At 70.8% G+C, this 561-nt stretch carries 1 protein-coding gene and 1 pseudogene; both read left to right on the plus strand.

From position 1 onward, the window contains the following. Positions 1-25: 25 nt before the first annotated feature. Entirely contained in the window at positions 26-319 is a 294-nt protein-coding gene (locus tag JAP66_RS33470) for a DUF222 domain-containing protein (RefSeq protein WP_372449039.1), read from the plus strand. Continuing rightward, positions 225-561: pseudogene (locus JAP66_RS31790) on the plus strand (DUF222 domain-containing protein); the annotation flags it as partial. The gene JAP66_RS33470 and the pseudogene JAP66_RS31790, both read left to right, overlap by 95 nt.

Raw genomic sequence — 561 nt, forward strand, 5'->3', positions numbered from 1 at the left:
CGGCGCCACACTGGAAGGCCTGTTCGTGCCGCTCGCCAAGCCCCGGCCCACCGACGAGGACGGCCGACCCGACCACAGAACGGCCGACCAGCGGCACGGCGACGCACTCGCCGAGATCATCGACTGCGCGGCCCGCGCCGACGACCTCACCGTCCTGGGCGGTGAACGAGCCGTGCTCACCGCCACCATCACCCTGGCCGAACTGCAACAGCGCCTCCACCGCGGTGCTCGACCTCCCGTGCCACACCAACCTCGACCACCTGCGCAGGCTCGCCTGCGCAGCCAGGGTGGTACCCGCGATCCTCGGGCAGCACGGTGAACCGCTCTACCTCGGCCGCGGAAGCAGGCTCGCCACCCCGGCACAGCGCCGGGCGCTGGCCCTGCACGACGGCGGCTGCGCCTTCCCCACCCACGCCAAAGGACCGAAATGGACGGTCGTGCTGGTGCTGCTGTGCGCGCAGCATCACCGCCTGATCCATCACAGCCAGTGGGAACCCGGATCAACCCGGCCGACCAACTACCGGAATTCCTCCCCCCACCCAGGCTGGACCCACACCGAAA

Origin of the sequence: Qaidamihabitans albus (genome assembly GCF_016464705.1) — a bacterium.
Classification (GTDB): Bacteria; Actinomycetota; Actinomycetes; order Mycobacteriales; family Pseudonocardiaceae; genus Qaidamihabitans; species Qaidamihabitans albus.